This is a genomic window from Nocardiopsis sp. N85 (assembly GCF_028882275.1).
In the GTDB taxonomy this organism is placed as follows: Bacteria; Actinomycetota; Actinomycetes; order Streptosporangiales; family Streptosporangiaceae; genus Nocardiopsis; species Nocardiopsis lambiniae.
Map to the genome: position 1 here is coordinate 268839 of NZ_JARBUT010000007.1, position 26169 is coordinate 295007.

The following is a 26169-nucleotide window of genomic DNA, read 5'->3' on the forward strand; positions in this document are numbered from 1 at the left end:
CCACCCGTTCCATCACCCCATCGACACGAGGACACATGCGCATCCACGAGTTCGCCACCCTGCCCGGTCTCGTCGACGGCGAGCCGCTGCCCGCCCCGGAGGGCCCCGTCCTGGAGCTCGTCGACCCGGTCACCGGCGAGGTCCACGGCCGGTCCGGGGTCTTCGGGGCCGCCGAGGTGGAGGCGGCCATGGACTCCTCTCTGCGGGCCTTCGCCGCCTGGCGGCGTGCCACCCCGTCCCGCCGCCAGGACGCCCTGCTCGCCCTGGCCGACGCCCTGGCCGCCCGCGCGGAGGAGTTCGCCGACGCCGAGTGCCGCGAGACCGGCAAGCCTCGCGCGGACGTCCTGAACGAGGAGATCCCCTTCTGCGTGGACACCCTGAGGTTCTTCGCCGGGGCCGCCCGCCACCTGGAGGGCCGGGCCGCGGCCGAGTACCTGGAGGGCCACACCTCCTGGATCCGTCGTGAACCGCTGGGGGTGTGCGCGGGCATCACCCCGTGGAACTACCCGCTGATGATGGCGGTCTGGAAGATCGGTCCGGCGCTGGCCGCAGGGAACACGGTGGTGCTCAAGCCCGCCGAGACCACGCCCACCACCACGGTGATGCTCGCCGAGCTGGCCGCCGGCGTCCTGCCCGCCGGCGTGCTCAACACGGTGGTCGGAGACCGCGACACCGGCCGACTGGTGGCCTCCCACCCGGCGGTGCGGCTGGTCTCGGTGACCGGTTCCACCCGGGCGGGCGTGCAGGTGGCCCAGGCGGCGTCGGAGGACCTCAAGGTCCTGCACCTGGAACTCGGCGGCAACGCGCCGGCCCTGGTCTTCGGCGACGCCGACCCGGCCGACACCGCCGAGGGCGTGCTGGCCGCCGGGCTGCTCAACGCCGGGCAGGACTGCACCGCCGCCTCCCGGGTGCTGGTGCACGAGGATCTGCACGACGCGTTCGTGGCCGAGCTGGTCGCTCGGGCGAAGGAGCGGGTCACCGGGCTGCCCAGCGGGGAGACGAGCGACTTCGGTCCGCTCAACAACGCCGACCAGTTCGCCCGCGTCCTGGGGCTGATCGAGCGGCTGCCCGCGCACGCGACGGTGGCGACCGGCGGGCACCGGGTGGGCGATCGCGGGTTCTTCCTGGCCCCGACCGTGGTCACGGGGCTGCGCCCCGATGACGAGATCGTGCGCGAGGAGATCTTCGGCCCCGTCATCACCGTGCAGCGGTTCGCCACCGAGGAGGAGGCGGTCGCGCTGGCCAACGGCGTGGAACAGGGGCTGGCGTCGTCGGTGTGGACCACCGATCACGCCCGGGCGCTGCGGGTGGGCGCGGAGCTGGACTTCGGCGCGGTGTGGATCAACACCCACGGGGCGCTGGTGTCGGAGATGCCGCACGGCGGCTTCAAGCACTCGGGTTACGGCAAGGACCTGTCGTCCTACAGCCTGGAGGAGTACACCCGGGTCAAGCACATGATGAGCGCGATCGGTTGAGCCGGAGCGGCGGGGCGCTCCGGCGCACGGACGCGCCCCGCCTCAGCCTCCGGCCGTGACGGTGCGGGCCTCCAGATGCGCCCACGTCAGAGCGGTGACGTGGTCGGCCATGGTGTCGGGGCTCTCCTCGGGGTGGTCCAGCAGCCAGTCGGCGAAGGCGTCGGCGGTGCTGACCGCGATCCGCGCCAGGAGTTCGGCGTCGCGGGAGTCGGCGGCCCCGGGCAGGCCGCCGCAGGTGGTGATGAGGGCGGTGACCTCGGCCAGGACGCGGTCGCGCGCCCGGGTCACCTCGGCGGCGAAGGGGCCGCCCTGGGCGGCGGCGCGACGGTACAGGACGGTCCAGCTCTCCCGGTTGTCGACCACGAATCCGAAGAAGGCACGGATTCCGCGGCGCAGGGGGTCGTCCCCGGCCGGGATCGAGGGGTCGTGGGCGGCGGTGCGCAGGGCGAGGATGAGCCGCTCGGATTCGCGGCGCACACAGGCGTTGAAAATCCCTTCCTTGGAGCCCAGATAGTGGTACATCGTCGGCTTGGACGTGCCCGCGGCCTCGGCGATCTGCTCGACGCGCACCGTGTGGTAATCGCTTCGGGAGAAGGCCGTGACGGCGGCATCGATCATCAGCTGTTCACGGATCCGACGGGGCAGTCTGCGCTGTTTGGTCTTCACGTTTCAGAACTTTATTGGTTTGCCGCGTTTTCACCAGGGCCTGTCGTCACCCGGTTTTCGGCGAGGACGCCTTCGGATTCCGTGGCGGCCGCATGACCTGTGACTACCGGTGAGTCCACCCTTACACATGGTGGCGTTTCCCACATTCGGGGAGGTTTGGGCGGCCGGATGCCGCACAGGAGTGCGCGGTTCCCGGCCGCCCCTTGTCAGCGCGGTGCGTACGGCCTCACAGGCGCGCGGGGCGCAGCTCCAACGTGCAGCACTTGGCGCCGCCGCCGGCCTTGCGCAATTCGTCGAGCTCGACCGGGTGGACGATCAGCCCCTCGGCGCGCAGCCGGTCGGCCAATGCGGTGGCCTCGGCGGCGATGACCACGTTGCGCCCGTCGCAGACCGCGTTGAGGCCCAGGACCCGGGCGTCGTCCTCGGTGGCGATCAGGGCGTCGGGGAACAGCGATTCCAGTACCCGGCGGCTCCCCGCCGAGAAGGCGCCCGGATGGTAGGCGATACGGTCGCCCGGCAGGGCGAACAGCGCCGTGTCCAGGTGGTAGAAACGCGGATCGACCAGTTGCAGGGTCACGACCGGGCGGCCCAGGAAACGTTCGGCCTCCTGGTGTGCGGCGGCGTCGGTACGGAATCCGGTACCGGCGAGGATCACGTCGTCGAGGGTGATGAAGTCGCCCTCCCCCTCGTTGACGTGCTTGGGCTCGCGGGTCTCGGAGAACCCGGCCGCGCGGAACCATTCCAGGTAGGCGGGCCCCTCCGGTGTGCGCTCGGCGCTGGCGAACCGGGCGCCGTAGACCCGGCCGTCCACCACCAGGCCGCCGTTGGCGGCGAACACCATGTCGGGCAGTCCCTCGATGGGGGCGATCTCGTCGACCTCGTGCCCCAGTTCGAGATAGAGGTCGCGCAGCGCCTCCCATTGTCGAATGGCCCTGTCCCGGTCGACCCGCACCGCCGGGTCCATCCAGGGATTGATCGCGTATTCGACCGCGAAGTAGGTGGGACGGCACATCAGATAGTGCCGTCGAACAGCCACCGAACCGGCCGGGTTCTCCATTGAACCTCCAGTGAAAACCGTTCAGAACACGGGACGAGCCGCGGTGGTACAGGTCTTTATCGCCCGTGGTCCACCACGTTCGATGAAGGGATACCCGCGCCCGGGTCGGGCCAAGAGGAACGGTCCGATGAAAAGATCCCCGCACCCGCAGGGATCGTGATCAGCGCCCACCCGCCCGGGACACCGCCTCCTCCAGTTCCTCGCGGTTCATCTTGGAGCGGCCCGGCACGTCCAGTTCCGAGGCGCGCCGGAGCAGTTCGCGTTTGGTGCGCCGGCCCTCGCCCCGGCCGGGCGGTCGCGGGCCGGGCAGGCTGCGGCGCAGCGCGTCCTGGAGCGCGTCGTCCCCGCGGCCCTCGGGACGGCGCGGACGGCTCCTGTCGCCGGGACGGTGGGTGATGGTCCCCCCCTTGGCCTTGGCCCGGACCAGCTCGGTCAGTCGGTGGCCGTAGCTGTCGTCGTAGTGGGCCGGGTCCCAGTCCATCGCCATGGAGCCGACGAGTTCGCGGGCCAGGGCCAGTTCCTCCTTGCCCAGGGCGACGTGCGGAACCGGCGGCATGACGTCGTCGGGGGTGCGCACCTCGTCCGGCCACCACAGGGTGGAGGCCGACAACACGCCCCGGGCCGGTTCGATGAGGACCGGGGACTCGCGGTCGCGCAGGACCACCGTGGCGGTGCCCGCCCGGCGGGTCTGGTCCAGGGCGCTGTAGAGCAGCCGATAGGGCTCGGCGTCGCCGGGGTCGCGCGGGGCGACGTAGTAGGTCGCGGCGTACCACAGGGGCCCGACGGCGCCCTCGGAGACGAACCCGTCGATGCGCATGGTGCGCGACCCGTGCGGGAGGATCTCCTCCACCTCCTCGGGTTCGAGGACGACGTACTCGTCCTCGACGGCGGTGCGGGCGCCGCGCACGATGTCCTCGGCGGGAACCTCCTCGCCGGTGCGCTCGTTGACGCGGACGTAGCGGATGCGGTCGGCGGTGCCGCGTTCGAACTGGTGCAGGACCGGACCGCGCCGTTCGCGGGCGCTGTAGAGGCGGACCCCTATCGGGACCTCGCCGAACATCAGAGTGCCCACCCAGACAGGATTGACCATGGTGCCTCCCCTGCTCCCATGATCACCGTGACCGGGCAAAATACCGGTCGAGAAGCACAAAGAACGGGTCAGGGGATCCCTCGGACCGAAACCTTCCCATACCGAGCCCCGTTCGTGAACCGACCGGTCGGTATTGCTAGTGTCACGGCAGTCCGTGATTGGAGTTCCTCCCATGAGTACGACCGTCAAGGCCGCCGTCTTCTCCGCACTGGGCGCGCCCCCCGAGATCCGGGACCTGGTACTGCCCGACCCCGGCCCCGGTCAGGTACGGGTCCGCATCGCCGCGGCCGGGGTGTGCCACTCCGACCTGTCCCTGTCCAACGGGACCCTCGCCCAGAAGTGGCCCGCCGTCCTGGGCCACGAGGGCGCCGGAACCGTCGAGGCCGTCGGTGAGGGCGTCACCTCGGTGAGCCCGGGCCAGCACGTCATCCTCAACTGGGCGCCCGCCTGCCGCGCCTGCTGGTTCTGCCGCAACGACGAGCCTCACCTGTGCAAACACGCCCTGGACCGGGCCGCCGTCCCCTACGCCCACCTCACCGACGGCACCCCCGTCCATCCCGGGTTGGGCTGCGGCGCGTTCGCCGAGGCCACCGTGATGGACGCGGACGCCGTGGTGCCGCTGCCCGACGGCCTGGACCCGGCGGCCGCGGCCGTGCTGGGGTGCGCGGTGCTCACCGGATGGGGCGCCGTCAACAACTCCGCCGCCGTGCGGGCCGGGCAGTCCGCCGTGGTCATGGGACTGGGCGGGGTGGGCCTGTCGGTGTTGCAGGCGGCCCGCCTGGCCGGGGCCGACCCGGTGATCGCCGTGGACGTCTCCCCCGCCAAGGAGGAGCTGGCCCGCTCCCTGGGCGCCACCGAGTTCCTGCTCGCCGACGAGCACCTGTTCAAGGCGGTGCGGGCGCTCACCGGCGGACGCGGCGCCGACCACGTGTTCGAGGTGGTGGGCTCGGCCAAGGTGGTGCGCACGGCCTGGAACATCAGCCGACGCGGGGGCACGATCACCGTGGTCGGCGTGGGGTCCGCCCACGACGAGGTGACCTTCAACGCGCTGGAGCTGTTCCACCAGGCCCGCACGCTGCGCGGGTGCGTGTACGGGTCCAGCGACCCGGCCCGCGACGTGCCGATCGTCGCCGAGAGCGTGCGCTCGGGCGATCTGAAGCTGGCGGCGATGGTCACCGACGAGATCCCCCTGGAGGGGATCGCCGCCGCGTTCGAGCGGATGGGCCAGGGCAAGGGCGGGCGTTCGCTGATCCGCTTCGGCGCCTGACCGACCGGGGGCGCCGCCCGGCGCCCCCGGCTCACGTCCGCCCCTCGGAACCCCCCGCCGTCACCTCCCGCTCGCGCTCGTGGGTCCGGGGCCGCGGGGCCCGCCGCGGCCCCGATTCGGGAAGCGGGTCCGGTACACGGCCGCGACGAGCACGACCGTCGCCGGGGAAGGCGGGGACCCGGGGAAGGCGACGGCGCAGGCCGGTGCGGAGAAGAACCACGTCAGGGCGTACACGGCGATCGGGCCGCCGCCCGTCGAGCGCCGAGCGCGCCCGGCACCGAACAGGGACGTCGCCGCCACCGCGGCCCACGGATCGACCAGAACCGCCACGGTCGGGTACGGCACCGGGGCGAACACCGGGCGCGTACCGATGGGTTTGTCATCACCTGACAAAAGCCGTGGCGTACGACACACATCGCCCTTGCCCTCCACCGCACGAAGGAGCACAGTCGTCACCATCGCGCACACCGTGCCCTCCGGCACGGCCGACCTCCGAGGAGACGCACCCCCATGAGCAGCGGAACGGATCAGGCCGACGCGATCGTCGTCGGCGCGGGCCTGGCGGGCCTGGCGGCGGCGGCCGAGCTGGCCGACGCGGGCAAGAAGGTGATCCTGCTCGACCAGGAACCCGAGCGGTCCCTGGGCGGGCAGGCGTTCTGGTCCTTCGGCGGCCTGTTCTTCGTGAACTCCCCCGAACAGCGCCGCATGGGCATCCGCGACTCCAAGGAGCTGGCCCTCCAGGACTGGATGGGCACCGCCGCCTTCGACCGCCCCGAGGACGCCTGGCCGCGCAAGTGGGCCGAGGCCTACGTGGACTTCGCCGCCGGGGAGAAGTACTCCTGGCTGCGGGAGATGGGGCTGCGACTCTTCCCCATCGTGGGATGGGCCGAACGCGGCGGCCATCTGGCCGGCGGGCACGGCAACTCGGTGCCCCGCTTCCACATCACCTGGGGCACCGGCCCGGGTGTGGTCGCCCCGTTCGAACGCCGGGTGCGCGACGCCGCCGAACGCGGCCTGATCTCCCTGCGCTTCCGCCACCGCGTCGACGAACTCGTCGTCACCGACGGCACCGTGACGGGGGTGCGCGGCGCGGTGCTCGCGCCCAGCGACGTCGAACGTGGGCAGGCCAGCAACCGCGACGTGGTCGGCGACTTCGCACTGGCCGCGCAGGCGGTCGTCGTCACCTCCGGCGGCATCGGCGCCGACCACGACCTGGTGCGCGCGAACTGGCCCGCGCGCCTGGGCGACCCGCCCGAGCACATGCTGTCGGGGGTGCCCGAGCACGTCGACGGGCGCATGCTCGCCATCACCGAGAACGCGGGCGGGCGGATCATCAACCCGGACCGGATGTGGCACTACACCGAGGGCATCCAGAACTGGGACCCGATCTGGTCCCGCCACGGCATCCGCATCCTGCCGGGGCCCTCGTCGCTGTGGCTGGACGCCACCGGCAAGAGGATGCCCGCCCCGTGCTTCCCGGGGTTCGACACCCTGGGCACACTCGACCACATCATGAGGAGCGGCCACGACTACACCTGGTTCGTGCTCTCCCAGAAGATCATCGAGAAGGAGTTCGCGCTCTCGGGGTCGGAGCAGAACCCGGACCTGACCGGCAAGGACGTCGGGCTCCTCCTCAAGCGGGTGCTGCCGGGCGCCCCGGGACCGGTGGAGGCGTTCAAGGAGCACGGGGTGGACTTCGCGGTCGCCGACCGGCTCCCCGCGCTCATCCGGAAGATGAAGGCGATCGCGGGCGACGGGGTGCTGGACGCCGACGTGGTCACCCGCGAGGTGGTGGCCCGCGACCGTGAGATGGTCAACTCGTTCACCAAGGACCTCCAGGTGACGGCGATCCGCGGGGCGCGCAACTACCGGGGGGACAAGCTGATCCGGGTGGCGGCACCGCATCAGATCCTCGATCCCAAGGCGGGCCCGCTCATCGCGGTGCGTCTGCGGATCCTCACCCGCAAGACGCTCGGCGGCCTGCACACCGACCTGGACGCGCGTGTGCTGCGCGCCGACGGCACCCCGTTGCCGGGCCTGTACGCGGCCGGCGAGGTCGCCGGGTTCGGCGGCGGCGGCGTGCACGGCTACCGCGCCCTGGAGGGCACCTTCCTCGGCGGTTGCCTCTTCTCCGGTCGCACCGCCGGTCGCGCCGCCGCCGCGGCCCTCTGACCCTCTTCCGGCACCGGCCGGACCCGCCGAACGGCGGACGGCGCCGGGCGGCCCCCTCGGGGCGCCCGGCGCCGTCGTGTGCGCGGGGGTGTCAGTCCTCGGTGTCCGAGGGGTCCTGCTTGCGCGGTCGGCCGCGACGGGGGATGTCCCCGGCCTTCTTCGGCATCCGTCCCGCGTCGCCCAGGGCGCGGCGCAGGAGGAACTCGATCTGGGCGTTGGTGCTGCGCAGTTCCTGCCCCGCCCACCGCGCCAAGGCGTCGTGGACGGCGGGGTCGAGCCTCAGCAGCACCTTCTTGCGCTCCGGCACGGCAACCTCATCCGATCATTGGTACAACGTCCCCGTATTGACGACCGGGCTGGCCGGCCGGTCCGAGCACAGCACCACCAACAGGTTGCTGACCATGCCGGCCTTGCGCTCCTCGTCCAATTCGACCACGTGCTCCTCCGACAGGCGGGCCAAGGCGCGGTCGACCATGCCCACCGCGCCCTCGACGATCTCCGCGCGAGCGGCGATCAGCGCGCCGGCCTGCTGGCGCTGGAGCATCGCCTGGGCGATCTCGGGGGCGTAGGCGAGGTGGGTGAACCGGGACTCCACGATGCGCACGCCGGCGGCCTCGACGCGTTCGCCGATCTCCTTCGACAGGCGTTCGGTGATGGCGTCGGCGTTGTCGCGCAGCGACAGGGCGCCCTCGGCGTCGTAGGAGTCGTACGGGTAGTGGCCGGCGATGTGGCGGACGGCGGCCTCGGTCTGGATGGAGACGAACTCCACGAAGTCGTCGACCTCGAAGGTGGCGCGCGCGGTGTCCTCGACCTGCCAGACGACGACGGCGGCGATCTCGATGGGGCTGCCGGAGGCGTCGTTGACCTTCATGACGGAGGTCTCGTGGTTGCGGATGCGGGTGGAGACGGCGGTGCGCTCGGTGAGCGGGTTGACCCAGCGCAGGCCGTCGGTGCGGACACTGCCGACGTAGCGGCCGAAGAGCTGCACGACGCGGGCCTCGTTGGGGGCGACCATGGTCAGTCCCAGAAAGAGGAACAGGCCGATCGCGCCGATGACGATGCCGACCGGCAGGGCGACGAACAGCGGCAGGATCTCGACGCCGATCAGGAACGGCGCTCCGGCGACGGCGGCCCCGACCAGGATCAGCGCCAGGGCCAGGACCGCCATGCCGATGCCGTCCCGGGTCCTGGCCGGGGTCTCACGGTACTGCGGCGCGGGTTCGATCCGTTCGTCCATCTGTGGTCCGTTCTCCTCGGGGGTGATGACCGGAGCATAGCATTGTGATATCACTTTTCCTACAGCCGGTTCCGAAACCCCCGAACACCGAGAGGAGACGCGGCCACGATGAGCACCGACACACCGCGCCTGCGCCCACCCCAGCACCGTGTGGACCCCCGAGCCGTCCGCTGGTGGACGACCCGCTCCCTGGCCGTCACCGTGCCCCTGACCGTGATCCCGGTCGTCCCCGCGCTCATCTGGGAGCCGGTACGCCCCTGGTTCCTCATCGCCGCCGCCGTCATCGGCGGCCTGGGACTCCTCATCACCGTGGTGATGCCGCGGTGGCGCTACCGGGTCCACCGCTGGGAGGTCACCGACACCGCCGTCTACACCTCCAGCGGCTGGCTCTGGCAGGAGTGGCGGGTGGCCCCCATGTCGCGCATCCAGACCGTGGACACCGAACGCGGCCCCCTCCAGCGGGCGTTCGGACTGTCGAGCGTGACCGTCACGACCGCCTCCGCCGCCGGCCCCATCGAGATCGCCGGCCTCGACCACGCGTTGGCGACGCGGGTCGCCGACCGGCTCACCGAGACCACCCAGGCCGTTCCGGGGGACGCGACATGACCACCGTGCAGCCACCGCCGACCGATCGCACCCCCCTGGGCGACTGGCAGGGCATCCATCCGCTGAGCGTGTGGGCCGACACCGCCGTCGGCGCGGTGTTCATCGTCCCCACCGCGATCATCGGCACCGTCGTCCTCGTCGTCCTCGGCCACCCCTGGTGGGCCGTCGCGCCCCTGCCCGGGGCCCTGGCCCTCATCGCCGGCCTGACCGCCGTCGACATGGTGATCCTGCGCGCGATCTCCTACCGGGTCACCGACGAGCGCATGGAGATGCGCTCGGGCGTCTTCGCCAAGACCTACCGCTCGGTGCCGCGCGAACGCGTGCGCAGCGTGGACGTGGCCGCGCCGCTGTACACCCGCCCCTTCGGCCTGTGCTCGGTCACCATCGGCACCGGCGAGCAGGCGGGCTCCGACCGGCTCAAGCTCCAGTTCGTCACCGTCGCGCAGGGTGAGCGGCTGCGCCGCGAACTGCTCCACCGCGCGGGCGCGGGCGGTCCGACCCCCGAGGGCGCGGAGACCGACGAGACCACCGGGCTGGAGCTGGCCCGGCTGGACCCGCGCTGGTTCTCCTACGCCCCCGCCACCACCGCCACCCTGGGCATCGGCATCGGCGCCATCGCCGCGCTGATCGGCGCCAACGCCCAGAGCGAGGGCTGGATCTACCGGTGGATCTCCGAGCAGGCCGGGTTGCCCAGCACCGCCGAGATCGGCTCGTTCGTGATGACCCGCGCTCTGGTCGTGGTGCCGCTGTCGCTGTTGACGCTGTTGGTCTCGGGCGCGGTCGTGCTCCTGGCCGTGGCGGTCGAGACCTGGTGGGACTACCGCCTGACCCGGGAGGGCGACGGAACGGTGCGCCTGCGCCGGGGCCTGCTCACCAGCGTGTCGCTGTCGGTGGAGGGGCGCCGCCTCAACGGCGTCACCCTGCACGAACCGTTCGTGCTGCGCGCGGTGGGCGGCGCGGCCGTACGGGCGGTCGCCACCGGTCTGTCGGCGGGTGACGACGAGAAGACCCAGGCCAAGAGCCGCCTCTCCCCGGCCATGCCCCGGGCCCGCGCCCGCACGTTGGCCGCCGACCTGATGCGGACCCCGGAGTCGCCCCTGGATCCGCCCTTGACGCCGCACCCGAGGGCCGCGCTGCGCCGTCGGTTCGTGCGGGCCGGGTGGGCCGCGGTGGCGGGCCTGGTCGTGGCCGGGACGCTGACGTGGCTGCACTCGCTGGCCACCGCCGCCTGGTGGGAGGTCGCCCACGGGATCGAGGAGGAGCTCAACCCGCTGCCGGTGGCCACGTACGCGGTGGAGTCCGCCCCGGCCTGGGGATGGTGGGTGCTCGGCGCCGCGTTCGGCGCGATGGCGTTCTGGTACGCGTTCGGCTCCTACCGGGCTCTGGGGCACGGCCTGCACCCCCGCTACCTGGTGGTGCGCCAGGGCATGGCGGTGCGCGACACCGTGGCCCTGGAGCGCTCGGCGGTGATCGGCTGGCGGATCACCCGTTCGCCGTTCCAGCGTCGGGTGGGACTGGCGAGCGTGTCGGCCACCACCGCCGCGGGCGAGGGCGTGTACACCGCGACCGACGTGGGCCTGGGCCAGGGCCTGGCCTGGGCCGAGGAGGCGGTCCCCGACCTGCTCACCGAGTTCTTGGAGCGGGACACGGGGCCGGGCGTGGAGTCGGGCGGCGGCCGGGGCTGACCGTCCTCCACGCCCATCGGCGACGACCGGTCCCGGTGCCCGCACCGGGACCGGCGCGCGTCGGGCTCAGCGGACGGGCGGCGCGGGCACGATCTCGAAGACCCGGTCCATGCCCAGGATGCGCAGGACCCGAACGACGGCCGGACGCGGGCGGGCCAGGACCATGCGGCTCCCCCGACCGGCCAGGATCCGCCGGACCGCCACCAGGGCGCCCACCCCGCTCGCGTCCAGGAAGACGACGTCGGCCAGATCCACGACCAGGCACTCGCAGTCCTCGTCACGGGCCGCGGCCGCCAACCGATCGCGCATGGCGGCGGCGGTGGCCAGATCGATCTCACCGCTCACCGGAACCACCGTCACACCCGTGTGGGGGAGACATTCCCGGAGGGAGAACCGGACATCCCGTGCCACTGAGGCCACCTCTCACCGGACGTAATCTTTTCACTACGCAACCGCGTACGAGATCGTAACCTCTCCAGAGAGACTCTGGGAGGCTTTTTGCGAGGAAAACCGTTGAAATCTCGCCGATATGGCCGCGAGGACAGGAAGACCTGACCTTCCGGACCACCCGACCCGACCCTCGGAACGGTCGCACGTTCCTCTCTCGGACACACCCGGACCCGCCCCCGCACCGTGCCCCGGAGCCCCGGGTGCGATAGAACCGGTGCGGTAAGCGGTAACGGGCCGTGTCCCCCGAGGACCCCGGGCCGACGCACAGCGCACAGAAGGGAGGGAGCGGCGTTCCCCTTCCGCCCTCGGGCGGAACGGCGCCGCGCACCCCGATGACCGAAACCGCCGATACCCGACCCGGCTGGTTCTCAGCCCAGGAGTTGGAGAACATCCGCGGCCGCATGCCCGTGTTGTACGTCCAGGCCATCCCGGTCCGGGTGGACGACGTCGGCCAGGTCACCCACGTCGGGCTGCTGATGCGGGCGTCCCCCGACGGCAGATTCCACCGATCGGTGGTCTCGGGCCGGGTCCTGTACCACGAACGCGTCCGCGACGCCCTGCTGCGCCACCTGGAGAAGGACCTGGGGCCGGTGGCGCTGCCGCGCATCCCCAGCTCCCCGCAGCCGTTCACCGTGGCCGAGTACTTCCCCACCCCCGGGGTGACCCCGTTCCACGACCCGCGCCAGCACGCGGTGGCCCTGGCCTACATCGTGACGGTGTCGGGCGACTGCCAGCCGCGCCAGGACGCCTTGGACCTGATGTGGTTCACCCCGGAGGAGGCGGCGGACGCGCGGGTGCTGGAGGAGATGAACGACGGCCAGGACGTGCTGCTGCGGCAGGCGCTGGCCTACGTGGGGCACGCGCCCTGACCCGACGCGCGAGGGGCGGCCCGTCGACGGGCCGCCCCTCGCGCGTGTCCTCACCCCGCGATCACGGCCGGCCGCCCCGGTCGGGACGAGGGGCCCTCGACGCACGGCCCGTGGTCGAGGGCCGGTGGGAGGAGACCCGCGAGGGCGACCCCTCCCCGGGCCAGGGAGGACACGGGCCCATCGTGGACGACCGATCGCCCCCCGGCCCCCGAGGACATAGGCTCGGCCCCATGCCCGAAGCACTCGTCGACGACGTCCTGGCCCTGCTCCGCGCCGCGGAGGGCGGCCGTGTCCTCCTGGGCCTGACCGGCGCCCCCGGCGCGGGCAAGTCCACGCTCGCCCGCCACCTGGTCGCCGGCGTCGACGCCCGGCTGGGCGAAGGGGCCGCCGGTTACCTGCCCATGGACGGCTTCCACCTGTCCAACGCGCAACTGGAGCGGTTGGACCGCCTCGACCGCAAGGGCGCCCCCGACACCTTCGACGCGCACGGGTACGCCGCCCTGGTGCGACGGCTGCTCGTGGAGACCGACCACCCCGTCTACGTTCCCGACTACGACCGTCGGCTGCACGAACCCATCGCGGCCCGGCACGTGATCGCACCGCACACCCGGCTCATCGTCACCGAGGGCAACTACCTGGCCTGGGACGCCGAGCCCTGGGGCGGGCTGCGCCCCCTGTTCGCCGGGCTCTGGTACGTGGAGGCCGACGACGCGCTGCGCGAACGCCGGCTGCTGCGCCGTCAGATGGCGGGCGGCAAGGACGAGGAGGCCGCCCGGGAGTGGGTGGAGCGCAGCGACCGGGCCAACGGCGAGCTGGTCAAGCGGCTGCGCGACCGCTGCACCCGGATCGTCCCCACCGGCGCGGTGCCCGACCGGCACCCTCGGGGCGCCGACCGGGCGTAGGCCGGGCGGGACCGGCCCCGGGTCAGGCGCGTCCGCCCGGGAAACGACGGGCCGACCCGCGCGCCAGCGACAGGACCGTGTCGGCCTGGAGTCGGCTCCGGCCGTGGCCCTTGAGGCCGCCGTAGGCGGAGGCCACGATCATCTCCTTGACACGGGCCGCCGTGCGCCCGGTCAGGATGAGCCGGCGCGGGGAGTCGTCGGCGCGCACGAACTGGACGAGCCCGTCGCGCCGCCCCAGGCTGACGCACCGGGTCAGGTACCCGAAGGGCGAGGCGTCCGGTTCGCGGCCGGCCAGCCGGGCGGCGATCGCGTCGGCGGACGACCACCCCATGGGCAGGCCCATGGCGCAGGACATGCGCAGCGCGCGACCGTCCACACCGTCGACGTGGGCGGCGTCGCCCACCACGTACACGTCCGGGTGGGAGACCGACCGCTGGGTGCCGTCCACGAGGGCGCGCCCGTCGCCGTCCACGGTCAGTCCGGCGTCGGCGGCCGTGGAGGGGACCGTGAACCCGGCGTTCCACACCGTGAGGTCGGTCTCCAGCAGGTCGCCGTCCTCCAGCTTGACGTGGTCGGCCTCGACGGCGGCGACCCGGGTGTGCTCGTGGACCGCCACGCCCAACCGGTCCAGGACCCGCAGGACGTGGGCCCGACCCCGGGGGTCGGTGTCGGCCGCGACGGGCCCGGAGGTGATCAGGTGCGCGCGCAGGTCGGGGTGGGTCTCGGCCAGTTCGGTGACCGCTTCCAGCCCGGTGAGACCACCGCCGACGACGGTGAGGGTGCGGGGGCGTTCGGTGGCGATGCGGCGGGCCAGGTCGCGGGCCTCCTCCAGCCCGGCGATCGAGGCGGCGTGCTCGGCGACGCCGGGTGCCCCGTCCAGGGCGGCGGCGCTGCCCAGGGCGTGGACGAGGGTGTCGTAGCGCAGGGCGCGGACCCGGTCCCCGACGCGGACGTCGACGGCGCGGCCGGTGAGGTCCAGTGCCTCGGCCCGGCCGACGACGAGGTCGACGGAGGGGTCGAGGGAGTCGGAGAGGGGGTGGACGCCGACGTCGCGTCCGGCGGCGACCTCGTGCAGGCGGACCCGTTCGACGAAGGTGTCGGTGGCGTTGACGAGGGTGACGCGCAGCGGGGAACCGTGGTGGCGGGCGTGGTGGGCGGCGTGTCGGGCGGCGGCGAGTCCGGCGTATCCGGCGCCGAGGACGAGGAGTTCGTGGACCATGGTGTGCCTCCCTTGAGGGTGTTCCGTCCTACCGATGGACGGAACGGACCCCCTCGGACGTGACACGCCCCCGGCACGAGCCGGGGAATGTGATCGAGGGCACGGCACGGACCGGACCCCCTGGAGCGCCGGGATCTCCGGCGACCGACCCCGGCCTGAGGGATGGACACGAGAAGTTCGGGTGTCCATATTCCGAGACGGATGTCCCACATGCTGTCGCACAGGTCTAACATCCGATCATCCCCCACACCGAAGACCCTTACCCTGAACTGGAAAGAAGTCCATGACGGACGTCGACGAACAGCAACCGAACCCGGAACGCGGCGCACCCGCATCGGTGGATCCGCCGACCAACCCGCGGCGCAGGGTCCTCACCGCGAGCCTGGTGGGCACGTCCGTCGAGTTCTACGACTTCTACATCTACGCGACCGCGGCCGTCCTGGTCTTCCCGCTGCTGTTCTTCCCCGAGGGCGACATGACGGCCGCCCGCCTCCAGTCGCTGGCCACCTTCGCCATCGCCTTCGTGGCCCGTCCCATCGGCTCCTGGGTGTTCGGCCACTTCGGCGACCGCGTCGGCCGCAAGGCCACCCTGGTGGCGTCCCTGCTGACCATGGGCATCGCCACCGTCGGCATCGGCCTGCTGCCCACCTACGCCCAGGCCGGCGTCATCGCCCCCCTGCTGCTGGCGCTGTGCCGGTTCGGCCAGGGCCTGGGGCTGGGCGGGGAATGGGGCGGCGCGGCCCTGCTGGCCACCGAGAACGCTCCCGACGGCAGGCGCGGCTTCTACGGCACCTTCCCGCAGTTGGGCGCGCCCATCGGGTTCTTCCTCGCCAACGGCGTGTTCCTGGTCCTCACGCGGACCATGAGCGAGGAGGCCTTCCTGGCGTGGGGGTGGCGGGTGCCGTTCCTGCTGTCGACGGTGCTCATCGTCGTCGGACTGTGGGTGCGCCTGTCCCTGCACGAGACCCCCGCCTTCGCCAAGGTCCTGGCCGCCGGCGAACAGGTGCGCACGCCCATCGTCGAGGTCTTCCGCCACAACCTCGTCGCCGTCGTCCTGGGCACGTTGGTCATGGTCGCGACGTACGTGCTCTTCTACCTGATGACCGTGTTCTCGCTGGGCTTCGGCACCGACCCGGAGACCGGTCTGGGCTACGAGCGCTCCCAGTTCCTGGTGTTCCTCCTGGTGGGCGTGGTGTTCTTCGGGATCCTCACACCGATCTCCGGGCTGCTGGCCGACCGGTTCGGCCGCAAGCCGGTGCTGGTGACGGTGACCGCGCTGATCATCGCCTTCGGTTTCGTCATGGGTCCGCTGCTGGGTTCGGGGACCGTCGGGGTACTGGCCTTCCTCATCATCGGGCTGTCGCTCATGGGCCTGACATTCGGACCGATGGCGGCACTGCTGCCCGAGCTGTTCCCGACCAGGGTGCGCTACACCGGCGCCTCGGCCGCCTACAACCTGGCCGGCCTGCTGGGCGCCTCGTTCGCCCCCTACATCGCCACCTGGCTGGCGGGCGCGTTCGGCATCGCCTGGGTGGGCGGGTACCTGGTGCTGGTCGGCGTCATCACGCTGGTCGCGCTGCTGCTGATCCGCGAGACCGGCGGGGACTCCCTGGACGACACCCCGGCGAAGGTGACCGCGGGCCGCTGAGACGCCGGCGCACGGCGGGCCCGGGGAGCGTGCGCTCCCCGGGCCCGCCGTGTCGTCAGGAGAGGCGCGCTTCGAGCGCGGGGCGGTCGGTGAACACGTGCCCGGCCAGGCCCAGGGCCTCGGCGGCCGCGACGTTCTCGGTCCGGTCGTCGACGAACAGGGTCTCGCGCGGGGCGACCGCCATTCGGTCCAGGCACCAGCGGTAGACCTCGGGTTCGGGTTTGGCCATGCCCAGACGGCCCGAGAAGGCCCGCACGGAGAAGGCCGCCAGCCACGGGTTGTCCTTCTCGAAACGGTCGGCGAGCTCGGTGGGGATGTTGGACAGCAGGCCGATGGTGCGGCCGTCGGAGGCGAGTCGCTCGACCAGGGCGACCATCTCGGGATCCACCGCGCGCCAGCTCTCGATGTCGGCCTCGATGAGCGCGGAGATCCTGGCGGGGGGCGCGTCCAGGCCCAGCCGCTCCCCCACGGCCCTCCAGTAGGCGGGGCCGTCGAGATCCCCGCGGTCGTAGGCCAGGCGCAGGTCCCAGTAGGCGGTCCAGAAGGCGTCCGGGGCTTCGGTCGCGCCCATGGTCGCGACCAGCAGGGCCTTTCCCTCTTCGGACTGGTGGCGGGCGATCACGCCGAACAGGTCGAAGAGCACGGCACCGGGTTCGATGTCGGACAAGGAGTTCTCCTCGGGGTCGATGAGGCGGCTCGTTCCAGCCCTACCCGATGACGGCGTGCGACGCACCCGGAACGGGGGACGCGGATCGGCCCTGTGGACGACCGGACACGGACCCCGAATCGGTCTAGGCTTTCCCGTAGCCGCAGGAACCCGCGAACCGGAAAACCGTAGGGCATCACTCCCCTGGGAGAAGGCGAGGGAACAAGGGGAGAAAGTCCCGGTCTTCGATCAAAAAAATTCAATGCTTGATCATTGTCACCCTGAAAAAGCCGCAACCCTTGCGGTCCCGGCAGACCGCGCCTCGCTCATGGAAAGTTCGGCAAGGCGGATACGGACGGTGGAAGGGTCCATCTAGACTCGATCCCGAACCCTCGGAGAAACGGTGAGAAGAGCGCCCATGAGTGACGGTGACCACCCCGCCATCGATCAGGACCGGCTGTCCCTTCCCGAAGTGCGCCTGGACGACCTCCTCGACGAGGTCCGATCCCGGCTCACCGAGATCTCCACCATCCAGGAGCGCATCCGCACCCTCTTGGAGGCGGTCGTCTCCATCGGCGAGGGCCTGGAGCTCGACCCGTTGCTGCTGCGCATCACCGAGACCGCGAGCAGCCTGGTCAACGCCCGCTACGGGGCGCTCGGCGTCATCGGCCCCGACGGGGAGATGAGCCGGTTCATCCCGGTGGGCCTGCACCCCGACGAGATCTCCTGCATCGATCACTGGCCCCGGGGCGAGGGCATCCTGGGCCTGCTCATCAAGGAGCCCGAGCCGCTGCGCCTGGCCGACGTCTCCTCCCACCCCGAGTCCGCGGGCTTCCCCAAGGGACACCCGGCGATGCGCACCTTCCTGGGCGTGCCCATCCGTATTCGCGATCGGGTGTTCGGCAACCTCTACATGACCGACAAGCGCGACGGCGGGCAGTTCACCGGGGACGACGAACTACTGCTGCGCGCCCTGGCGACCGCCGCGGGCACCGCCATCGAGAACGCCCAGCTGTTCGCCCAGACCCAGAGCAGGGAGACCTGGCTGGACGCCTCCGGGCAGATCACCACCCGGTTGCTCTCGGGCGCACCGCCCGAGGAGGTGCTGCGGCTGGTGGCCCGGCGCGCCCGGCTGATGGCGCACGCCGATATCGCGGTCATCGCGATGCCCGGCGAAGAGTCCGCCACCCTCACCGTCCGGGTCTGGGACGCCCCCGAGGAGGAGGACGACTCCCCCGCCGGGGCCGCGCGCGGACGCCGGAACGCCTCCCTCGCCGCCGGGGTGCGCGGGGCCGCCCTCACCTGCGCCCCGGACACCCTGCTGGGCCGTGTCTACCTCGGCGGCAGGGCGGTCCGCACCGACATCTCCGAGCACTGCGACCCCGACATCGAGTTCCTGGCCAAACTGGGGCTGGGCCCGATCCTGGTGCTGCCGTTCGGGCCGCCGGAGGGGGCACGGGGCGTGCTGCTGTTGGCGCGTACCGCCGGGCAGGAGGAGTTCCAGAGCGGGTGGATGGGGATGCTGGGGTCCTTCGCCGACCAGGCGGCGGTCGCCCTGGAGTTGGCCGAGGCCCGGTTGGACTCCGAACGCCTGAGCGTTCTGGAGGACCGCGACCGGATCGCCCGCGATCTGCACGACACCGTCATCCAGCGCCTGTACGCCACCGCGATCACCCTGATGGGCACGGTGCGGCGGATCGACGACGGCGCCTCCGCCCACCGGGTGCAGAACGCGGTGACCGACCTGGACGACACCATCCGGCAGATCCGGTCGACGATCTTCGCGTTGCAGAGCTCGGGGGAGGATTCCTCCTGGCTGCGTTCCCGGGTGTTGGACCTGGTCAACACCGCGGCCGAGCCGTTGGGGTTCGCGCCCCGGCTGCTCACCCAGGGGCCGGTGGACACCACCGTGGACGAGACCACCGGTGAGCACCTGGTGGCGGTGTTGCGCGAACTGCTGTCCAACGTCACCCGGCACGCCCACGCCACGTCGGTGGACGTGGAGGTGACGGTGGCCGACGGCCTGGTCGTGCTGCGGGTCGCCGACGACGGCATCGGCCTCCCCGAGGGGGCGCACCGCAGCGGGCTGCGCAACGTCGCCTCGCGCGCCGAGGAGCTGGGCGGATCGATGGAGATCGATTCGACCCCCGGGTCCGGCACCGTGGTCCGCTGGTCGGTACCCGCCCGCACGGCGGGATGAGCCGGATCCCCGGGGACGGGGGCCGCCCGTCCCGCGGCCCCCGCCGTCAGTGTTGGTCCATGGACAGGCGCACCGCGTAGGCGGCGGCCTGAGTGCGGCGGGCCATACCGAGTTTGGCCAGGACCCGCGACACGTAGTTCTTGACGGTCTTCTCCGCCAGGTACATGCGGGCGCCGATCTCCCGGTTGGTGAGACCCTCGCCGATGAGTTCCAGCACCCGGCGTTCCTGGTCGGTGAGTTCGCTCAGCGGATCCTTGCGGACCGCCTCCTCGCGCAGCCGTTCGAGCATGCGCGTGGTCGATTCCGGGTCGAGCAGGGAACGCCCTTCGGCGACCGTGCGCACCGCGCCGACCAGGTCGGTGCCGTGGATCTGCTTGAGGATGTAGCCGGAGGCCCCGGCCATGACGGCCCCGTACAGGGCCTCGTCGTCGGAGTAGGAGGTGAGCATGAGGATGCGCGTGGCGGGGAGCATCGAGCGGATCTCCCGGCAGACGGTCACGCCGTCCCCGTCGGGCAGGCGCACGTCGAGCACCACCACGTCGGGGGTGGACGCCGGCACCCGGGCCAGGGCCTGGGCCGCCGTGCCCGCCTCGCCCACCACCTGGATGCCGTCCTCGTCGTCCAGCAGGGAGCCGACGCCCCGGCGGACGATCTCGTGGTCGTCCACCAGGAACACCCGGATCGTGTCGTCGCCGTCCATCAGGTGCGCACCTCCTCGTTCGCCGACGGCCCCGGTCCCGGGTCGCCGTGCCCCCATTGTGGGGCACCGTGCCACGGGTGCGCGTCGTGTCGGACGACGGTGTGCCTTGGACACGGGTTCCGTACACCCAGCCTAAGCAGTGAGCATTGTCGGCATAGGGGCCCAACGCCTCTTTTTGTTTGAGGCCTAGGGCCCGAGGGGTAGGCGGGAAAAAGGGACCTCCGCCATTCGCCGAGGGACCGTCGGGCCCGGCCGCCGAGCCCATGTACGGCGATAATGGCGGAACCGACGAAAACCGGGGGCACCATCTCGGGGGGTTCGCAATGGTTCGAGAAAGCGGTACCGGCGCCGCGAGCGACACGGCGGCGACGCCACCCGGCCAGCGTACGGCCGGCGACGACATGGCCGGCACCCGACGCCTCGGCGAGGAGTCGGAGATGCTCGTGGGCGCCGACCTGGCCGACGGTGACGACCACGCCGGTTTCACCATCCTGGAGCGCCAGACCTGCTTCAACCTGGTGGCCACCCGCGACATCGGTCGGATCGCCTTCACCATCGAGGGCGACGCCGCGCCGACCGTGCTCCCGGTCAACTACGCACTGGTCAACGACACGATCCTGCTGCGTTCCACGCTGGCCGGCACCGTGATGCGCTACGCCCGCGGCTACGCCTCCTTCCAGGTCGACCACTTCGACGACGAACGCCGTGAGGGCTGGAGCGTGCTGTTCACCGGCCGCTGTCGGTGGGTGCGCGACACGGGGGAGCTCTCCCGCATCCCCCAGGGGCGGCTGCCCGTCCCCTGGGCCGAGGGGCCGCGCGATCAGATCCTGAAGATCGTCCCGGGACGGGTGACCGGACGACAGATCCACCGTTCTTGAGGCCCGTGCGACGGGGCGGGCACCCGCGGGTGCCCGCCCCGTCGCGTTCCGTAGGAGATCCGTAGGGCGTGGGGACATCGCTCTAAGCTGGGAACCTCTCGGCGCGCCGAGGCGTCTGAACTCGGTGACAAGGGAAGTCTCAGGGAGGGCACACGTGGGCCTGTTCGACGCCATCCGTGGCGAATTCATCGACATCATCGAGTGGACCGACGACAGTCGGGACACCATCGTCTGGCGCTTCCCGCGACACGACAACGAGATCAAGATGGGCGCGCGGCTCACCGTGCGCGAGTCCCAGATCGCGGTGTTCGTCAACGAGGGCCGGGTGGCGGACGTGTTCGCCCCGGGCATGTACACACTGGAGACCCGCAACGTCCCGATCCTCAGCACCCTCAAGGGCTGGAAGCACGGGTTCGACTCTCCGTTCAAGGCCGAGGTGTACTTCGTCAACACCCGCCGGTTCAGCGACTTCAAGTGGGGCACCCAGAACCCCGTCATGGTCCGCGACCCCGAGTTCGGTCCGGTGCGGTTGCGCGCGTACGGCGGTTACTCGGTGCGGGTGGTCGACCCGCCGCGGTTCATCGCCGAACTGGTGGGCACCGACCCGCAGTTCCGCACCGAGGAGGCGGAGGGCTACCTGCGGCAGATGATCGTCAGCCGGTTGGGCAGCGCCCTGGCCACCGCCGCCCGCGACGTCCCGGTGCTGGAACTGGCGATCCACCAGCACGACCTGGGGCAGCGCATGTCCAAGGCGCTCAGCCAGGACATGGCGTCGGTGGGTCTGGAGATCCCCGACTTCAACGTCGAGAGCATCACCCTGCCGCCCGAGGTCGAGAAGGCCTTGGACAAGCGGTCCCAGATGGGCTTGCTGGGCGACATGGACCAGTACACGAAGTTCCAGACCGCCACCGCGATCGGCGACGCCGCCACGACGCCCGGTAGCGGCATGGGCGAGGCGATGGGCATGGGCATGGGGTTCGCCGCCGCCCAGCAGATGGCCCAGAACGCGAACCCGCAGCCGCAGCAGGCCCCTCCGCAGCAGCAGCCGCAGGCGCAGCCCGCCGCGGCACCGCCGCCGCTGCCCCAGGCCGAGTGGTTCGTGGGCGCGGACGGACGGCAGTCCGGCCCCTTCGACGCCGACGCGCTGTCCCAGCAGATCGGCGGCGGCCGGATGACCCGCGACACCCTGGTGTGGAAGACCGGCATGGCGCAGTGGACGCCCGCCGGTCAGGTGCCGGAGCTGTCCGGGCTGTTCGCGGCCACCCCGCCGCCCATGCCGCCGGCCTGACCGCGCGTCCCCCTCCCCCGACCACAGAAGGCCGTCGACATGTCCGACACCACCGCCTCGCCGTCGCCGACAGCGCCCCGTGAATTCCCCTGCGGGGCCTGCGGCGCCCGTCTGGAGTACTCCGCCGGCGCCCGTCAGATGCGCTGTCCGTACTGCGGCAGTCAGGAGAAGATCCCCGAGGCCACTCGTGAGGTGCGCGAGCACGCCGTGCAGACCCTGTTCGCCCGCAGGCCGGCCGAGGGACTGGCGCGGCACCGGTTCGTCTGCCAGGGGTGCGGGGCGCACGTGCAGGGCGATCACCTCTCGCAGGTCTGCCAGTTCTGCACGGCGCCGCTGGTCACCGACGACTCCGCGGACGTCCAGGTGCCGCCCGAGGCGGTGCTGCCCTTCACCGTGGACCGGGGTGCGGCCCGCGACGCCCTGTCCACCTGGACCAAGAGCCGCTGGTTCGCGCCCAACAGCCTGAAGAAGGTCAACGAGGCCGAGCGGTTCAAGAGCACCTACCTGCCGCACTGGACGTTCGACGCGCAGACGGTGTCGGACTACAAGGGCCAGCGCGGCGAGTACTACTGGGTGACCGAGACCTACACCACCCAGGAGAACGGCAAGACGGTCACCAAGACCCGCCAGGTCCGCAAGACCCGCTGGTACCCGGCCCGGGGGCGGGTGTCGCGGTTCTTCGACGACGTCCTCGTCAACGGCACCACCCAGGTGGCGCCGGAGAAGGTGGACGCGTTGAAGCCCTGGCCGTTGCAGCAGGCGCGGCCCTACGCGCACGAGTACCTGGCCGGGCACGAGGCGCTGCGGTACGACGTGGAGCCCGAGCAGGGCCTGGACCGGGCCAAGCAGGTCATGGCGCGCACCATCGAGCAGGACTGCAAGCACGACATCGGCGGCGACGAACAGCGGGTGTCGTCGGTGTCGACCGCCTACTCCGCTGTCACCGGCAAGCTGCTGCTGATGCCGGTGTGGGCGGGCGCCTACCTGCACGGCGGCAAGACCTGGCAGATCGTGGTGAACGGCTGCACGGGCGAGGTGCAGGGCGAACGCCCGTACTCGGCGGTCAAGATCACCGCGGCGGTGCTCGCGGCGGTGCTCCTCATCGTCCTGGCGGTCATCCTGTACGTGCAGTACGGCGGGTAGTCGGTACCGCCCGCGTTCGGGGGCGTCGGCGCGACGGGCGTCGGCGCCCCGTTCCCTGTCCGGCGGGCCCGGTCTCAGACGCGGTCGGGTCGCTCCCGGCGACCCGGGCCGTCATCGGTCCGGGCGGGTCTGTGCAGCAGGAACATGCCGCTGTACACGGGGTTCTCCCGGCGACGGTCGTCGGTGGCGACGAACTCGTCGAGGACGGCGACGATGCGCCGGTCGAGTTCGGAGACGTCCTCGTCGGACAGGTGCAGGACGAACCGGGAGAAGGTGCGCACCGATTCGAGACCGGCCTCGTCGAGTTCCCGACGGAAGGCCTGGACGGGGGCGTGGGAGACGGGGACGTTCGGGTCGCCGTTCAGCCACCAGGTCACACCGGTGGCGCGGTAGGGCTTCTCCAGGGCGCCGCTCGGACCGGTGCGGGGGGTGCCGGGGACGAGGAAGCCCACGTCGACGAGGCGGCGCACGTGGTAGAGGACGGTGCCGGGGGTGACGTCGAGACGGTCGGCGAGCTCCTTGTTGGTGAGGTCCTCCTCCAGGCACAGGCGCAGGACGCGGATCCGCAACGGGTGCCCCATGGCCTTCGCCTCCTCGGGGGTGGCGGGGCGGCGTTCGCGCGCGGCGGTGGGTGGCCGTACGGCCCGCTCTGGTTCTGCCATGGCCGCATGATAACAACGGTCGAGATCCATAGAATCGATTGAGTTTTCTCGATCACCCTGGCAGGATCGGGCCATGACCGCGACCACCCCCCGCTCCACAGGTCTGGGACGCTCCTTCTGGAGCCTGTGGACCTCCTCCTCCCTGTCCAATCTCGCCGACGGCGTCCTGAAGATCGCCCTCCCCCTGACCGCGCTCCGCTTCACCGACTCCCCGCTGCTCATCGCCGGGCTCGCGCTGGCCCTGTCCCTGCCCTGGCTGCTGTTCTCCCTGCCCGCCGGGGCCTTGGCCGACCGGTTGGACCGGCGCCGGGTGATGCTGGCCGCGAACATCGTCCGCGGCCTGCTGGCCGGAGCCCTGGCCCTGGCCCTGACCACCGGTCTGGGCGGCCTCTGGGTGCTGTACGCCGTCGCCCTGTGCGTGGGCACCGCCGAGACCCTCTACGACACCTCCGCCCAGTCGATCCTGCCCCAGATGGTCCCCCGCACCCGGCTCGACCGCGCCAACGGGCGCCTGCACGCCACCGAGATGGCCATGAACCAGTTCGTCGGTCCGCCCCTGGGCGGCCTCCTGGTGACGGCCGGCCTGGCCCTGGCCCTGGTCGTCCCGGGCGCGCTGTGGCTGGTCGCCGTGGGCGCGCTCCTCCTGGTCCGGGGCGGCTTCCGGGTGGAACGGGAGCGGAGCACCACGATGCGCGCCGACATCGCCGAGGGTCTGCGCTTCCTGTGGCGCCACCGTCTGCTGCGGTCCTTCGCCGTCATGGTCGGGATCAGCAACTTCGCCACCAACGCGGTCTTCGCCGTGTTCGTGCTGTACGCCGTCGGACCCGACTCCCCCATGGGGCTGAGCGAGCCCGCCTACGGCGTGCTGCTGACCGCCACCGCACTGGGCGTCATCCTGGGCTCCCTGACCGCCGCGCACGTCGTGCGCCTGCTGGGCCGGTCCTGGGCGTTGCGCGCCTCCGTGATCACCTTCGTGGGCCTGGTCGGGGTGCCCGCCCTCACGGCGGACCCCTACCTGATCGGCGCCGGGTTCCTCGTGGGCGGGTTCGGCATGGCCGTGTGGAACGTGATCACGGTGTCCCTGCGTCAGCGCGTCACCCCCGACCACGTGCTCGGCCGGGTCAACAGCGGCTACCGCCTGCTGGCCTGGGGCACCATGCCCTTGGGCGCCGCGGCCGGCGGCCTGATCACCGAGTTCACCTCACCGACCTGGCTGTTCGCCTCCATGGCCGTGCTGACCTCCGTGATCCTGGTGTGGCTGCTGCGCATCGACGGAGCCGCCATGGACCGTGCCGAGGCCGACAACGCCGCCGCCGGGTGAAAACCCCTGGACACCCGCTCGCCACGACCCTGACGATGAGGCCCATGACACCCACCACGCCTCCCCCGCACCACGCGACCGAGGAGACCGAGGTCCTGTACGGCGGCAACACCTCCGGCCCCGTCGTACGCGTGGGCGACACCGTGCGCAAACAGTGGCACCGGGCGGCCCCCTCGGTCACCCACCTGCTGCGGTACCTGAACCGGCACGGCTACGAGGCCGCGCCCCGGTCCCACGGGCGGTCCCTCACCGGCGACCAGCTCCTGGAGTACGTCCCCGGCACCCTCGCGGACCGGGACGCGCCCCTGGACACCGCCGAACTGCGCCGACTCGGCCGCCTGATCCGCGACCTGCACGATCTGACCGCCCGGTACCGGCCCCGCCATCCCCAGCAGGCGGTGTGGGACGTGCGGATCCCCGACCCCCGCGAGGAGGTCCTGTGCCACCACGACCTCGCCCCGTGGAACCTGGTGCGCGACGGCGACCGGTGGGTGTTCATCGACTGGGACGGGGCCGGTCCGGGCACCCGCATGGGCGACCTGGGCTACGCCGCGCACGGATTCGTCCCCCTGCACCCGGACGGCGACCCGCACGCCGACGCCGTGCGCCTGCGCGCCCTGGCCGACGGATACGGGTGCGATCGCGGCCTGCGCGAGGAACTGCCCGACGCGATCCACCACCGGGTGCGCGGCATGTACGACCTGCTGGTGGAGGGCGGCCGCACCGGCCGCGCCCCCTGGGCCGACCTGTACGCGCGGGGACACGCCGGCCACTGGGGCCCGGCGGCTGAGTACATCGCCCGCCACCGCGACCTGTGGCTGACCGCGCTCCTGGACGAACCCGTCGTTTGACACCCCCCTGTCGTCAGCGCATCGGCGAGGCCGCCCACGGGGTTCTGGAGGCCGGCGCAGGAGACGCCCGAGGAACGAGGACGTTCACGCAGCGGCCGAAGGTTCCCGTTCTCCGGGCGGCCTCGCACGAACCGAAG

General features: G+C 71.9%; 24 protein-coding genes. 14 read left to right on the top strand and 10 right to left on the bottom strand.

Annotation, left to right across the window (positions count from 1 at the left end; all coding sequences use genetic code 11):
* Positions 1-35: 35 nt before the first annotated feature.
* The gene (locus PWG71_RS12780; RefSeq protein WP_274809903.1) at positions 36-1475 is read left to right on the top strand and encodes an aminobutyraldehyde dehydrogenase; all 1440 of its coding nucleotides are present in this window, start codon (positions 36-38) and stop codon (positions 1473-1475) included.
* A gap of 42 nt (positions 1476-1517) precedes the next feature.
* On the opposite strand, the gene PWG71_RS12785 is transcribed toward PWG71_RS12780, so the two are convergent.
* From PWG71_RS12785 to ku, 3 genes are all read right to left on the bottom strand, one after another.
* Positions 1518-2141, bottom strand: coding sequence for a TetR/AcrR family transcriptional regulator (locus PWG71_RS12785; protein ID WP_274809904.1), 624 nt, complete (start codon positions 2139-2141; stop codon positions 1518-1520).
* A 226-nt stretch (positions 2142-2367) separates the two neighbouring features.
* Positions 2368-3198, bottom strand: coding sequence for a dimethylargininase (ddaH, locus tag PWG71_RS12790; RefSeq protein ID WP_274809905.1), 831 nt, complete (start codon positions 3196-3198; stop codon positions 2368-2370).
* A gap of 160 nt (positions 3199-3358) precedes the next feature.
* Positions 3359-4288, bottom strand: a complete 930-nt coding sequence (gene ku, locus PWG71_RS12795; protein ID WP_274809906.1) for a non-homologous end joining protein Ku — start codon at positions 4286-4288, stop codon at positions 3359-3361.
* Between the two features lie 172 nt (positions 4289-4460).
* On the opposite strand from ku, the gene PWG71_RS12800 reads away from it, so the two are divergent.
* Positions 4461-5555 (top strand): Zn-dependent alcohol dehydrogenase, encoded by a 1095-nt coding sequence (locus tag PWG71_RS12800; RefSeq protein WP_274809907.1) that lies wholly within the window; start codon positions 4461-4463, stop codon positions 5553-5555.
* Positions 5556-6065: 510 nt separating this feature from the next.
* Positions 6066-7727 (top strand): FAD-binding dehydrogenase, encoded by a 1662-nt coding sequence (locus PWG71_RS12805; protein ID WP_274809908.1) that lies wholly within the window; start codon positions 6066-6068, stop codon positions 7725-7727.
* 91 nt (positions 7728-7818) lie between these two features.
* On the opposite strand, the gene PWG71_RS12810 is transcribed toward PWG71_RS12805, so the two are convergent.
* Together PWG71_RS12810 and PWG71_RS12815 are read right to left on the bottom strand one after the other, a co-directional pair.
* Entirely contained in the window at positions 7819-8034 is a 216-nt protein-coding gene (locus tag PWG71_RS12810) for a hypothetical protein (protein WP_274809909.1), read from the bottom strand.
* A 15-nt stretch (positions 8035-8049) separates the two neighbouring features.
* The gene (locus PWG71_RS12815; RefSeq protein WP_274809910.1) at positions 8050-8964 is read right to left on the bottom strand and encodes an SPFH domain-containing protein; all 915 of its coding nucleotides are present in this window, start codon (positions 8962-8964) and stop codon (positions 8050-8052) included.
* Positions 8965-9072: 108 nt separating this feature from the next.
* Between PWG71_RS12815 and PWG71_RS12820 the strand changes: the two genes are divergently transcribed.
* Together PWG71_RS12820 and PWG71_RS12825 are read left to right on the top strand one after the other, a co-directional pair.
* The gene (locus PWG71_RS12820; protein ID WP_274809911.1) at positions 9073-9570 is read left to right on the top strand and encodes a PH domain-containing protein; all 498 of its coding nucleotides are present in this window, start codon (positions 9073-9075) and stop codon (positions 9568-9570) included.
* Positions 9567-11255: a PH domain-containing protein gene (locus PWG71_RS12825; RefSeq protein ID WP_274809912.1), complete on the top strand. Its 1689-nt coding sequence runs from the start codon at positions 9567-9569 to the stop codon at positions 11253-11255. Before PWG71_RS12820 ends, PWG71_RS12825 begins: the two co-directional genes overlap by 4 nt.
* A 66-nt stretch (positions 11256-11321) precedes the next feature.
* Here the strand turns inward: PWG71_RS12825 and PWG71_RS12830 are convergent, their stop codons facing one another.
* The gene (locus tag PWG71_RS12830) at positions 11322-11675 is read right to left on the bottom strand and encodes an STAS domain-containing protein (RefSeq protein ID WP_342455971.1); all 354 of its coding nucleotides are present in this window, start codon (positions 11673-11675) and stop codon (positions 11322-11324) included.
* Between the two features lie 362 nt (positions 11676-12037).
* Between PWG71_RS12830 and PWG71_RS12835 the strand changes: the two genes are divergently transcribed.
* Both PWG71_RS12835 and PWG71_RS12840 read left to right on the top strand, forming a co-directional pair.
* Positions 12038-12574, top strand: a complete 537-nt coding sequence (locus tag PWG71_RS12835; protein WP_274809914.1) for an NUDIX hydrolase family protein — start codon at positions 12038-12040, stop codon at positions 12572-12574.
* 230 nt (positions 12575-12804) lie between these two features.
* Complete coding sequence (locus PWG71_RS12840) at positions 12805-13476, top strand: nucleoside/nucleotide kinase family protein (RefSeq protein WP_274809915.1); 672 nt, start codon at positions 12805-12807, stop codon at positions 13474-13476.
* 22 nt (positions 13477-13498) lie between these two features.
* Here the strand turns inward: PWG71_RS12840 and PWG71_RS12845 are convergent, their stop codons facing one another.
* Complete coding sequence (locus PWG71_RS12845) at positions 13499-14695, bottom strand: NAD(P)/FAD-dependent oxidoreductase (RefSeq protein ID WP_274809916.1); 1197 nt, start codon at positions 14693-14695, stop codon at positions 13499-13501.
* 283 nt (positions 14696-14978) lie between these two features.
* On the opposite strand from PWG71_RS12845, the gene PWG71_RS12850 reads away from it, so the two are divergent.
* Positions 14979-16343 (top strand): MFS transporter, encoded by a 1365-nt coding sequence (locus PWG71_RS12850; protein WP_274809917.1) that lies wholly within the window; start codon positions 14979-14981, stop codon positions 16341-16343.
* A gap of 55 nt (positions 16344-16398) precedes the next feature.
* Here PWG71_RS12850 and PWG71_RS12855 read toward each other — a convergent pair whose 3' ends face one another.
* On the bottom strand, positions 16399-17010 hold the full coding sequence (locus tag PWG71_RS12855) for an HAD family hydrolase (protein ID WP_274809918.1): 612 nt from the start codon (positions 17008-17010) through the stop codon (positions 16399-16401).
* A gap of 397 nt (positions 17011-17407) precedes the next feature.
* Here PWG71_RS12855 and PWG71_RS12860 point away from each other — a divergent pair, with 397 nt between their 5' ends.
* Positions 17408-19189 carry a GAF domain-containing sensor histidine kinase gene (locus PWG71_RS12860; protein WP_274809919.1) on the top strand — a complete coding sequence of 594 codons (1782 nt, stop codon included), beginning with the start codon at positions 17408-17410 and terminating at the stop codon, positions 19187-19189.
* A 46-nt stretch (positions 19190-19235) separates the two neighbouring features.
* On the opposite strand, the gene PWG71_RS12865 is transcribed toward PWG71_RS12860, so the two are convergent.
* The gene (locus tag PWG71_RS12865; protein ID WP_274809920.1) at positions 19236-19889 is read right to left on the bottom strand and encodes a response regulator; all 654 of its coding nucleotides are present in this window, start codon (positions 19887-19889) and stop codon (positions 19236-19238) included.
* Between the two features lie 323 nt (positions 19890-20212).
* On the opposite strand from PWG71_RS12865, the gene PWG71_RS12870 reads away from it, so the two are divergent.
* The 3 genes from PWG71_RS12870 to PWG71_RS12880 all read left to right on the top strand — a co-directional run bounded on the left by PWG71_RS12870 (position 20213) and on the right by PWG71_RS12880 (position 23198).
* Positions 20213-20767, top strand: a complete 555-nt coding sequence (locus tag PWG71_RS12870; protein WP_274809921.1) for a pyridoxamine 5'-phosphate oxidase family protein — start codon at positions 20213-20215, stop codon at positions 20765-20767.
* Between the two features lie 154 nt (positions 20768-20921).
* On the top strand, positions 20922-22055 hold the full coding sequence (locus PWG71_RS12875; protein WP_274809922.1) for an SPFH domain-containing protein: 1134 nt from the start codon (positions 20922-20924) through the stop codon (positions 22053-22055).
* Positions 22056-22094: 39 nt separating this feature from the next.
* Positions 22095-23198, top strand: coding sequence for a hypothetical protein (locus PWG71_RS12880; RefSeq protein WP_274809923.1), 1104 nt, complete (start codon positions 22095-22097; stop codon positions 23196-23198).
* 74 nt (positions 23199-23272) lie between these two features.
* Here PWG71_RS12880 and PWG71_RS12885 read toward each other — a convergent pair whose 3' ends face one another.
* Positions 23273-23860 (bottom strand): ArsR/SmtB family transcription factor, encoded by a 588-nt coding sequence (locus PWG71_RS12885; RefSeq protein ID WP_274809924.1) that lies wholly within the window; start codon positions 23858-23860, stop codon positions 23273-23275.
* A gap of 73 nt (positions 23861-23933) precedes the next feature.
* Between PWG71_RS12885 and PWG71_RS12890 the strand changes: the two genes are divergently transcribed.
* Positions 23934-25181 (top strand): MFS transporter, encoded by a 1248-nt coding sequence (locus PWG71_RS12890; protein ID WP_274809925.1) that lies wholly within the window; start codon positions 23934-23936, stop codon positions 25179-25181.
* Between the two features lie 44 nt (positions 25182-25225).
* Positions 25226-26032 (top strand): phosphotransferase, encoded by an 807-nt coding sequence (locus PWG71_RS12895; RefSeq protein ID WP_274809926.1) that lies wholly within the window; start codon positions 25226-25228, stop codon positions 26030-26032.
* The last annotated feature ends 137 nt before the right edge of the window (positions 26033-26169 follow it).

Coding starts and splice junctions, on each gene's coding strand:
- PWG71_RS12825 (WP_274809912.1), top strand. CDS start 9,567: ATGACCACCGTGCAGCCACCGCCGACCGATCGCACCCCCCTGGGCGAC.
- PWG71_RS12805 (WP_274809908.1), top strand. CDS start 6,066: ATGAGCAGCGGAACGGATCAGGCCGACGCGATCGTCGTCGGCGCGGGC.
- PWG71_RS12800 (WP_274809907.1), top strand. CDS start 4,461: ATGAGTACGACCGTCAAGGCCGCCGTCTTCTCCGCACTGGGCGCGCCC.
- PWG71_RS12820 (WP_274809911.1), top strand. CDS start 9,073: ATGAGCACCGACACACCGCGCCTGCGCCCACCCCAGCACCGTGTGGAC.
- PWG71_RS12835 (WP_274809914.1), top strand. CDS start 12,038: ATGACCGAAACCGCCGATACCCGACCCGGCTGGTTCTCAGCCCAGGAG.
- PWG71_RS12880 (WP_274809923.1), top strand. CDS start 22,095: ATGTCCGACACCACCGCCTCGCCGTCGCCGACAGCGCCCCGTGAATTC.
- PWG71_RS12865 (WP_274809920.1), bottom strand. CDS start 19,889: ATGGACGGCGACGACACGATCCGGGTGTTCCTGGTGGACGACCACGAG.
- ku (WP_274809906.1), bottom strand. CDS start 4,288: ATGGTCAATCCTGTCTGGGTGGGCACTCTGATGTTCGGCGAGGTCCCG.
- PWG71_RS12815 (WP_274809910.1), bottom strand. CDS start 8,964: ATGGACGAACGGATCGAACCCGCGCCGCAGTACCGTGAGACCCCGGCC.
- PWG71_RS12845 (WP_274809916.1), bottom strand. CDS start 14,695: ATGGTCCACGAACTCCTCGTCCTCGGCGCCGGATACGCCGGACTCGCC.
- PWG71_RS12895 (WP_274809926.1), top strand. CDS start 25,226: ATGACACCCACCACGCCTCCCCCGCACCACGCGACCGAGGAGACCGAG.
- PWG71_RS12890 (WP_274809925.1), top strand. CDS start 23,934: ATGACCGCGACCACCCCCCGCTCCACAGGTCTGGGACGCTCCTTCTGG.
- PWG71_RS12840 (WP_274809915.1), top strand. CDS start 12,805: ATGCCCGAAGCACTCGTCGACGACGTCCTGGCCCTGCTCCGCGCCGCG.
- PWG71_RS12860 (WP_274809919.1), top strand. CDS start 17,408: ATGAGTGACGGTGACCACCCCGCCATCGATCAGGACCGGCTGTCCCTT.
- PWG71_RS12850 (WP_274809917.1), top strand. CDS start 14,979: ATGACGGACGTCGACGAACAGCAACCGAACCCGGAACGCGGCGCACCC.
- ddaH (WP_274809905.1), bottom strand. CDS start 3,198: ATGGAGAACCCGGCCGGTTCGGTGGCTGTTCGACGGCACTATCTGATG.
- PWG71_RS12780 (WP_274809903.1), top strand. CDS start 36: ATGCGCATCCACGAGTTCGCCACCCTGCCCGGTCTCGTCGACGGCGAG.
- PWG71_RS12870 (WP_274809921.1), top strand. CDS start 20,213: ATGGTTCGAGAAAGCGGTACCGGCGCCGCGAGCGACACGGCGGCGACG.
- PWG71_RS12885 (WP_274809924.1), bottom strand. CDS start 23,860: ATGGCAGAACCAGAGCGGGCCGTACGGCCACCCACCGCCGCGCGCGAA.